Annotated in this window: 11 protein-coding genes; 5 read left to right on the top strand and 6 right to left on the bottom strand. The window is 52.1% G+C overall.

Annotated elements, in window-relative coordinates; genetic code table 11:
• The first annotated feature begins 440 nt into the window (after nucleotides 1-440).
• On the top strand, nucleotides 441-995 hold the full coding sequence (locus ACTJI7_RS22730; RefSeq protein WP_049138489.1) for a gamma carbonic anhydrase family protein: 555 nt from the start codon (nucleotides 441-443) through the stop codon (nucleotides 993-995).
• On the opposite strand, the gene ACTJI7_RS22725 is transcribed toward ACTJI7_RS22730, so the two are convergent.
• The 6 genes from ACTJI7_RS22725 to dprA are packed head-to-tail and all read right to left on the bottom strand — an operon-like array spanning nucleotide 971 to nucleotide 4,754.
• Complete coding sequence (locus ACTJI7_RS22725; RefSeq protein WP_028014624.1) at nucleotides 971-1,219, bottom strand: DUF1488 domain-containing protein; 249 nt, start codon at nucleotides 1,217-1,219, stop codon at nucleotides 971-973. The two genes, ACTJI7_RS22730 and ACTJI7_RS22725, sit on opposite strands and share 25 nt — an antisense overlap.
• Nucleotides 1,216-2,034: a shikimate dehydrogenase gene (gene aroE / locus ACTJI7_RS22720; RefSeq protein WP_248224138.1), complete on the bottom strand. Its 819-nt coding sequence runs from the start codon at nucleotides 2,032-2,034 to the stop codon at nucleotides 1,216-1,218. The genes ACTJI7_RS22725 and aroE overlap by 4 nt, the downstream gene beginning before the upstream one ends.
• A 4-nt stretch (nucleotides 2,035-2,038) precedes the next feature.
• A complete protein-coding gene (tsaC, locus tag ACTJI7_RS22715) occupies nucleotides 2,039-2,611 on the bottom strand; it encodes an L-threonylcarbamoyladenylate synthase type 1 TsaC (protein WP_045630331.1) in 573 nt (190 codons plus the stop codon).
• On the bottom strand, nucleotides 2,604-3,158 hold the full coding sequence (locus ACTJI7_RS22710) for a topoisomerase DNA-binding C4 zinc finger domain-containing protein (protein ID WP_440671041.1): 555 nt from the start codon (nucleotides 3,156-3,158) through the stop codon (nucleotides 2,604-2,606). The genes tsaC and ACTJI7_RS22710 overlap by 8 nt, the downstream gene beginning before the upstream one ends.
• 26 nt (nucleotides 3,159-3,184) lie before the next feature.
• Nucleotides 3,185-3,658, bottom strand: a complete 474-nt coding sequence (gene smg, locus ACTJI7_RS22705; protein ID WP_008503477.1) for a DUF494 family protein Smg — start codon at nucleotides 3,656-3,658, stop codon at nucleotides 3,185-3,187.
• On the bottom strand, nucleotides 3,630-4,754 hold the full coding sequence (gene dprA, locus ACTJI7_RS22700) for a DNA-protecting protein DprA (protein WP_182035590.1): 1,125 nt from the start codon (nucleotides 4,752-4,754) through the stop codon (nucleotides 3,630-3,632). The genes smg and dprA overlap by 29 nt, the downstream gene beginning before the upstream one ends.
• Nucleotides 4,755-4,882: 128 nt before the next feature.
• On the opposite strand from dprA, the gene def reads away from it, so the two are divergent.
• The 4 genes from def to trkA are packed head-to-tail and all read left to right on the top strand — an operon-like array spanning nucleotide 4,883 to nucleotide 9,103.
• Nucleotides 4,883-5,392 carry a peptide deformylase gene (gene def / locus ACTJI7_RS22695; RefSeq protein ID WP_006812188.1) on the top strand — a complete coding sequence of 170 codons (510 nt, stop codon included), beginning with the start codon at nucleotides 4,883-4,885 and terminating at the stop codon, nucleotides 5,390-5,392.
• 25 nt (nucleotides 5,393-5,417) lie between these two features.
• On the top strand, nucleotides 5,418-6,365 hold the full coding sequence (gene fmt, locus ACTJI7_RS22690) for a methionyl-tRNA formyltransferase (protein WP_047363717.1): 948 nt from the start codon (nucleotides 5,418-5,420) through the stop codon (nucleotides 6,363-6,365).
• 52 nt (nucleotides 6,366-6,417) lie between these two features.
• A complete protein-coding gene (gene rsmB / locus ACTJI7_RS22685; RefSeq protein ID WP_063155175.1) occupies nucleotides 6,418-7,704 on the top strand; it encodes a 16S rRNA (cytosine(967)-C(5))-methyltransferase RsmB in 1,287 nt (428 codons plus the stop codon).
• A 22-nt stretch (nucleotides 7,705-7,726) separates the two neighbouring features.
• A complete protein-coding gene (trkA, locus tag ACTJI7_RS22680) occupies nucleotides 7,727-9,103 on the top strand; it encodes a Trk system potassium transporter TrkA (RefSeq protein WP_014885463.1) in 1,377 nt (458 codons plus the stop codon).
• Nucleotides 9,104-9,201: the final 98 nt, after the last annotated feature.

The raw sequence follows: 9,201 nt of genomic DNA, 5'->3' as shown, positions 1-9,201 counted from the left end.
ATGAATTACGTATGTTCACTCAGAGACTTGGTATTCATTTTTCGTCTTGCGACGTTAAGAATCCATGTCACTTTGAGTGCCCACACAGATTGTCTGATAAATTGTTAAAGAGCAGTGCAACGCGGCTTTCGCTCACCGTTGCGAGGTGGCGTATATTACGCTTTCCTCTTTCAGAGTCAACCCGTTATTTCAGGATTTTTTCTCTTCAACCGACCGGGTTAACTGTGAAGTGATTCACATCCGCCGTGTCGATGGAGGCGCATTATAGGGATCCCAATTTTTAGCACAAGTGTTTTTTAGATCTTTTTTTTCGACTGCTGATTTTCCGCGCTTTTCGCTGAAATCCCGCCCGATCTGCTTAAATATTGACGCATTTTGCCTTGCCTCGATCCAATAATATGATCAAGTCTTCCGTATAGCGCTCATCCTTAGAGGTAGTTATGTCTGCAGTGTTACGCCCTTATAAAGATCTGTTCCCCCAAAAAGGCGATCGCGTGATGATCGATGCCACCAGCGTGGTCATTGGTGATGTCCGAATGGCCGATGACGTCAGTATCTGGCCGCTCGTCGCCATCAGGGGAGATGTAAATTATGTGTCGATCGGTGCCCGTACCAATATTCAGGACGGTAGCGTTCTGCATGTTACGCACAAATCCTCTTATAACCCGGAGGGCAATCCCCTCATCATTGGAGAAGATGTTACCGTCGGACATAAAGTGATGCTTCACGGCTGCACTATCGGTAATCGGGTGCTTGTTGGCATGGGATCGATTTTGCTGGATGGCGTGATAGTAGAAGAAGACGTAATGATTGGGGCCGGTAGCCTGGTTCCGCAGAACAAACGTCTGGAAAGTGGTTATCTCTATCTGGGAAGCCCGGTAAAACAGATCCGCCCCCTGAAGGAGGCAGAGATCGAAGGATTAAAATACTCGGCGAACAACTACGTAAAATGGAAGAATGACTATTTGGATCAGGATAACCAAACCCACCCCTGATCGTCTTCCTGCTGCTCGCGGATTAAATCGCTGGCTTCCTCTTCCAGATCCCAGCGATTTTCGCAAAAAACGGCTATCGGGTCTGTGCCGCCAAAACGATGTAACAGCGCTTCTCCATGGATGGCACAGGTAAGCTGCATCCCCTGCACCAGCACCGGAAAACAGACCGCCTGCTTATGCTCATCCCAGCTCTCTCTGTCCGGGAAATGAATAGCCTGATTCACGCCGAAAGCTCCTGCTTTAGCTTTTCAATGACCGGCTCGACTGCAGGCAACACCCCGTGCCAGAGCAGTACCGCATGCGCAGCCTGCCCCACCAGCATTCCCAGCCCATCGGCTAACTGTTTCGCACCGTGTTGTTCGCACCAGTTCAGGAAGGGCGTATTCCCTTTCTGATAGAACATGTCATAGAAGTACATGTGCGCGCTGACCAGCGAAGCGGGGATCGCCGGGATTTCGCCACTGATGCCGCTGGATGTGGCATTAATGACAAGATCGAACTCACGTTCGGCAAGATCGTCAAGCGCTACCGCACTTACGCTGCCGGTATGCGCAAACAACGCCGCCAGCGCTTCTGCCCGGGAAAAAGTTCGGTTGGTAATGGTCACCGCACAGTCCAGAGAAAGCAGAGGTAACAGTACTCCCCGCGATGCGCCACCCGCACCAATCAGCAGGACCCGGAACCCAGGTTTAATAAACGACAGTCGTTCCAGATCGCTCAGCAAACCTATTCCGTCGGTGTTGTCGCCCAGAAGACGTCCGTCCTCAAGCTGTTTTAGGGTATTTACTGCACCAGCAAGAGAAGCGCGCTCGGTAAGTTCATCAGCACGTTCGAAAGCTACCTCTTTAAAAGGAACCGTCACATTCGCACCTTTGCCACCTGCGGCGAAAAAAGCCTCGAGCGTTGGAATAAATGCATCTACCGGTGCCAGTACGCGGCCATAGGGATGATTTATCTGCAGCTGCTCCGCAAATTGCTGATGGATCAGCGGTGACTTGCTGTGTGCAATCGGATTACCAAAAACAGCATAGGTTTCCATGAGATTACCCCTGGCGAAAACGTTCGCCGGTCAAAGCGTCGCGAATTTCAGACGGATTCAGGCGCCCTCCCGTCTCTCCAACAGCAACCGGGAAGTCATTTCCGAACTGTGCCAGCACTTCTTCGGTTGTACGACAAGGTGGCAATCCGGTCAGGTTGGCGCTGGTTGAGACCAGCGGTTTACCAAATGCCAGGCAAAGCTCAACCACCAGAGGATGATCGGTGACGCGAACGGCGAGGGAATCAAAGCGTCCGGTCAGCCAGCGCGGTGTTGTCGGCTGCGCCGGGAAAACAAAGGTCACCGGTCCTGGCCATGCGGAGAAAATAGTCTCGCGCTGCGCCGGTGTCAGCATAGAGTCATCAATGTAGGGCTTAAGCTGCTCGTAATTCGCAGCTATCAAAATCAACCCTTTCTCTACGGGTCTTTGTTTTAAGGCAAGCAGGCGGCTCACAGCCGTCTCGCTGTCAGGATCGCAACCGACCCCAAAAACAGCTTCAGTTGGATAGGCGATGACTTTTTCATTTTTCAGCACGTCCACAGCATGCGCAATGGAGCCTGATGGCAGGTTATTATTCACTATTTTGATCCGCCGTTACCGGCTTTCCACATTGTTTGCTGGCGCAGAAGCGTTTCACACCTTGCGCCGTTTTCTTCTCGATAAGTAGCGGATAGTTGCAATGAGTGCAGACGCCCGCTACCGGTTTGAAATTGATAACGAACTGGCATTCAGGGTAGCGATCGCAGGAATGGAAGGTCTTACCATAGCGGGAACGGCGGTGTACCAACTGACCGCGCTGACACTGAGGACACGCAATAGCCGTTTCATCAGGCTTATCAATTTGTTCCGTATGCTCACATTCCGGATAACGGCTACAGCCAATAAACATACCGAAACGGCCCTGACGTAGCGCTAGTTCACCACCACAAAGAGGACATAGCTGTCCTTCCAGAATTTTGACGATATGTCCATCCGCCTGGCTTTTCAGAGGACGGACATAATCACATTCCGGATAGTGTGAACAACCGAGAAACGGGCCGTGTTTCCCGGACCGAATAACAAGTTCAGCCCCGCACTGCGGGCAGGGCTCGTTTTTATGCACCGTGAATAGTGCTGATTTGGCCATAACAACTCTTGGTGCTACACATAGAATTAATGCAGCATACCTTCATTCACTTCAAAGAGTAATTCTTCCATTTGCTGATAGGCATTTTCACAGCCCGGGATATTAAACAGAACCATCAGAATCACCCATTTCAGATCTTCCAGTTCAAATTCTGCCGTATCCAGCGCCATGACACGCTCTATCACCATTTCTCTCGTTTCGAGGTTCAGCACCTGAATCTGCTCAAGGAATAAGATGAATCCCCGGCAGCTGGCGTCCAGCCTTTCACACTCTTCTGCGGTATAAATGCGTACTGACAACGGGTCAGAAGCAAGCTGCATCGGTTCGGCGAGGCCTTCCTGATAATCAGCCAGTTTTTCCAGCCACATCAACGCATTATAGATATCTTCCCGCTCAAACCCCGCATCGGTAAGATCCTGTGTCAATTTGTCCTGATCCACTCGCATTTCTGCTTCGTTATGGATGTAAGTCTCAAACAAATACATCAGTACGTCGAACATGGCATGCCCTCCTTAATCGGACATAGCCGCCGGGTACAGCTGCGATCCACCCTGCTAACTCCAGTTCGAGTAGCTGTGCTACCGTTACTGGCACAGGTTGGCCGGCACGTTCAGCGACAACGTCAACAGGTGTTACCTCATCTCCTACGTTAGCCAGGAGCTTGGGAAATGGCAATGCCACCTTTCCCTGATCTGATGAATAATGTCGCTTTTCGGGATCTTCCTGCAGACATTGCAAGCCATATTGCAAATTTTCAAGAATGTCCCGCGCTTCTGTTACCGGCGTCGCACCCTGCTTTATCAGCCAGTGTGGTCCTTCACACCCCGGGTTACCAATCGGGCCGGGTAAGGCGAAAACCTCCCTCCCCTGATCGAGCGCGCATCGTGCAGTGACCAGCGAGCCGCTTCGCACTGCAGCTTCAACGACCAATACACCCTGGCTAAGCCCGCTGATGATTCGATTACGACGCGGAAAGTTTGCCGGCCGGGGCTGAGCCGAAAGAGGGAACTCAGACACTATCGCCCCGTCAGCTTCGATAAGCCGCATAGCCAGCGCCTGATGCCGACGGGGATAAATGCTAAACAGGCCGTTCCCCAGTACGGCCACGCTACGCCCGTTTACAGACAGCGCGGCGTTGTGAGCAACACCGTCTATACCGCAGGCCAGTCCGCTGGTGATTGTGATACCACTTTGCGAAAGTTGTTCGCACAGAATTTTCCCCCATCGTTCTCCATACCATGACGGCGCACGGCTACCCACGACCGCCAGCTGGGCAGCATTAAGCGTTTCAGGGTTACCTTTTACGAATAATGCACCGGGATAATCAGGAATTGCGCGAAGTAAAGGAGGATAAAGCGGATGGGTTGCCGTCAATAAATGATTTCCCGGCTGCTCAAGCCACACCAGACTTCGCTCCAGCTCACCCTCATCTGGAGCAAAGAACCGTTCAGCCTGTTTTGCTGACAGCCCGGCGTCTCTGACAGCGGAAGCATCGATATTTTTTTGCTTGTGCAGCCGTGCAGCCGCTTCCAGCATTCCATCGCCACATAATGAACCTGTGTGTATTAGCCGTAGCCATATCTCGATAGACGTCATCCTTTCCCCCTGCCATAAGCGGCCTGCGCAATCATTGCGATTGGTCACTGATGCTGTCAATCGACCCGGGATTTGTCTAGAATAGAAGTAATATTCTTATCAACTCCTGAACACGACTCTGGAAATTTATGGCAGTTTTGCAAGTGTTACATATTCCGGACGAGCGCCTTCGCATCGTCGCTGAACCGGTTAAAGAAGTGAATGCAGAAATCCAGCGTATCGTTGATGATATGTTCGATACCATGTACGCCGAAGAAGGCATTGGCCTGGCGGCGACGCAGGTAGACATTCACAAGCGTATTATCGTGATCGACGTTTCTGAAAATCGCGATGAGCGTCTGGTGCTGATCAACCCTGAATTGCTTGAGAAGAGCGGTGAAACAGGCATTGAGGAAGGTTGTCTTTCTATTCCGGAACAGCGCGCTTTGGTGCCACGTGCCGAAAAAGTGAAAATTCGCGCTTTGGATCGTGACGGTAATCCGTTCGAACTGGAAGCAGATGACCTGCTGGCAATTTGCATTCAGCATGAGATGGATCACCTGGTCGGTAAGCTGTTTATCGATTACCTCTCGCCGTTGAAACAGCAGCGTATTCGTCAAAAAGTAGAGAAACTGGATCGTTTGCGCTCTCGCGCATAACGTCCCCCCGGATACAAGGATCATCGTGTCTAAAACACTACGTATTATCTTCGCGGGAACCCCTGATTTTGCAGCGCGTCATCTTGACGCGCTGTTATCTTCTGGTCACCAGGTTGTCGGCGTCTTTACCCAGCCGGACCGTCCGGCTGGTCGCGGTAAAAAACTGATGCCGAGCCCGGTAAAGGTGCTGGCAGAAGAGCATGGGCTTCCTGTTTTCCAGCCCGCATCCTTACGCCCTCAGGAAAATCAGCAGCTGGTTGCTGACCTGAACGCCGACGTAATGGTCGTGGTGGCTTACGGTTTAATTCTGCCAAAAGCGGTGCTTGATATGCCTCGTCTGGGTTGTATCAACGTGCATGGCTCCTTGCTCCCGCGCTGGCGTGGTGCGGCACCTATCCAGCGCTCCCTGTGGGCGGGGGATGCTGAAACTGGCGTCACAATCATGAAGATGGACGTAGGTTTAGACACTGGCGACATGCTGCATAAACTGGCGTGCCCTATTACTGCAGACGATACCAGCGCTACGCTGTATGACAAACTGGCAGGCCTCGGTCCGCAAGGGCTTATCGAGACGCTGCAGCAGCTTGCTGATAATACGGCGAAGCCGGAAGTTCAGGATGAGGCGCTGGTGACGTATGCTGAAAAACTGAGTAAAGAAGAAGCCCGGCTCGACTGGTCCTTGTCTGCCGCTCAACTTGAACGCTGCATCCGCGCTTTTAATCCGTGGCCGATGAGCTGGATGGAGATTGATGAGCAGCCAGTGAAAGTCTGGAAAGCGTCAGTCATTAATGGCAATACGGCTGCTGAACCCGGCACGATTATCGACGCCAGCAAGAACGGTATCCAGGTTGCGACAGCAGAAGGGATCCTGAATCTTGAATCGCTGCAACCGGCCGGTAAGAAAGCCATGAGCGCTCAGGATCTATTAAATTCCCGTCGTGAATGGTTTATACCGGGTAATCGTCTTGCCTAATCCAATATATGCTTAAAGCCCGGTGTTTCCGGGCATTTTTATTTTTATAGTTATGAAAAAACAAAATCTACGCAGTATGGCGGCCAAAGCCGTTGAGCAGGTTATCGAGCAGGGCCAGTCATTGAGTAACATCCTGCCTCCCCTGCAACAAAAGGTATCTGATAAAGACAAAGCTCTGCTCCAGGAACTCTGCTTTGGTGTCCTGCGCACCCTTTCTCAGCTTGAGTGGCTCATTAATAAGCTGATGTCGCGCCCAATGACAGGCAAACAGCGCACCGTACATTATTTGATTATGGTGGGGTTTTATCAGCTTCTTCATACCCGCATTCCACCTCACGCCGCGCTGGCTGAAACGGTGGAAGGTGCCGTTGCGATTAAACGCCCTCAGTTGAAAGGGCTGATCAACGGCGTACTGCGTCAGTTCCAGCGTCAGCAGGATGAGCTACTGGCTGAATTTGCAGAAAGTGAAACACGTTTTCTGCACCCGGACTGGCTGCTGAATCGCCTTAAAAAAGCGTATCCGCAGCAATGGCAAAACATTGCCGAAGCGAATAATCAACGCCCACCGATGTGGTTACGCGTCAACCGTAATCACCACACCCGTGACGCATGGCTGGCATTACTGGAAGAAACCGGAATGAGTGGATTCACACATGCAGCCTATCCGGATGCCGTGCGTTTAGCCTCCCCTGCACCGGTACATGCTTTACCTGGTTTTGATGAAGGCTGGGTGACCGTACAGGATGCCTCGGCTCAGGGTTGCATGACCTGGCTTGAACCAGCAAACGGGGAACAGATCCTCGATCTTTGCGCCGCGCCTGGCGGAAAAACAACGCACATTCTTGAAGTGGCTCCGCAGGCCAGCGTAATGGCCGTGGATGTCGATGAGCAGCGCCTGTCACGCGTCTACGACAACCTCAAGCGTCTGGGCATGAAGGCTCAGGTTAAGCAGGGCGACGGACGCAAGCCCGCAGAATGGTGTGGTGAAACCCAGTTTGACCGCATTTTGCTGGATGCGCCCTGCTCTGCAACAGGCGTGATTCGTCGCCATCCGGATATCAAGTGGCTGCGCCGCGATCGCGATATCAAGGAACTTGCCCAACTGCAATCGGACATACTTGATGCAATCTGGCCACATCTTAAACCCGGCGGCACGCTGGTTTATGCAACCTGCTCCGTACTGCCGGAAGAAAACAGCCAGCAAATCGCGGCCTTCCTGAAACGTACCCCGGATGCAACGCTGCGCGATACGGGAACGCCTGAATGCCCGGGTCAGCAAAACCTGCCGGGCGCGGAAGAAGGCGATGGCTTCTTTTACGCTAAGCTAATCAAAGAGTGATGTTGAGAACAGGTCACGAGATATGAAAATTATCATTCTGGGCGCAGGACAAGTGGGCGGAACGCTGGCGGAAAACCTGGTTGGCGAAAACAACGACATCACAATCGTTGATACCAACGGGGATCGTCTGCGCGTTTTACAGGACAAATTTGACCTTCGCGTTGTGCAGGGCCATGGCTCACACCCGCGCGTGCTACGCGAGGCAGGTGCCGACGATGCAGACATGCTCGTTGCGGTGACCAGTTCTGACGAAACCAATATGGTGGCCTGTCAGGTAGCCTACTCGCTTTTCAACACCCCTAACCGAATCGCGCGCATCCGTTCTCCGGACTATGTCCGCGATGCTGAGAAGCTCTTTAATTCAGAAGCGGTTCCTATTGACCATCTCATCGCGCCAGAACAGCTGGTTATCGACAATATCTATCGTCTGATCGAATATCCAGGCGCACTGCAGGTGGTGAACTTTGCCGAAGGTAAGGTCAGTCTTGCCGTCGTTAAGGCCTATTACGGCGGCCCGTTGATCGGCAATGCGCTTTCAACAATGCGTGAGCACATGCCGCATATCGATACGCGCGTCGCCGCCATTTTCCGCCACGACAGACCTATTCGCCCTCAAGGCTCCACGATTGTCGAAGCGGGGGATGAGGTCTTCTTCATTGCGGCCTCTCAGCATATTCGTGCGGTGATGAGTGAGTTGCAGCGTCTCGAAAAGCCTTATAAACGCATTATGCTGGTCGGCGGTGGCAATATCGGCGCGGGCCTGGCGCGAAGGCTGGAAAAAGACTACAGCGTGAAATTGATCGAGCGCGATCAACAGCGTGCTTCTGAGCTGGCGGAAAAACTGCAAAATACGATCGTATTTTATGGCGACGCGTCGGATCAGGAATTATTGGCTGAAGAGCATATTGATCAAGTTGATCTCTTTATTGCCGTCACCAACGATGACGAAGCGAATATTATGTCCGCCATGCTCGCCAAACGTATGGGAGCAAAGAAGGTCATGGTGCTTATCCAGCGCAAGGCGTATGTCGACCTGGTTCAGGGCAGCGTTATTGATATTGCCATTTCACCGCAGCAGGCGACCATTTCCGCTCTGCTGAGCCATGTACGTAAAGCGGACATTGTCGGCGTTTCATCTCTGCGTCGCGGGGTGGCAGAAGCCATTGAAGCGGTGGCCCATGGAGATGAAACCACCTCTCGCGTTGTGGGCCGCGCCATCGACGAAATTAAGCTGCCGCCGGGCACTATTATCGGCGCCGTAGTGCGCGGGAATGACGTTATGATCGCCAATGATAATTTGCGTATTGAGCAAGGCGACCACGTAATTATGTTCCTTACCGATAAAAAATTTATTACCGACGTCGAACGTTTATTCCAGCCTAGTCCATTCTTCCTTTAATACGTCGGGGCTCTCAATAGAGCCCCGCACTTTACCCTCTTTATTTCTGTGCCTTTTATTTTCATAACGTTTAATTATCCCGCATGGCAATTGGCTAA

Source organism: Enterobacter sp. 22499 (assembly GCF_052044815.1).
In the GTDB taxonomy this organism is placed as follows: Bacteria; Pseudomonadota; Gammaproteobacteria; order Enterobacterales; family Enterobacteriaceae; genus Enterobacter; species Enterobacter bugandensis.
The sequence above is the reverse complement of the archived record's forward strand: the minus strand, read 5'-3'. Positions and strand labels throughout refer to the sequence as shown.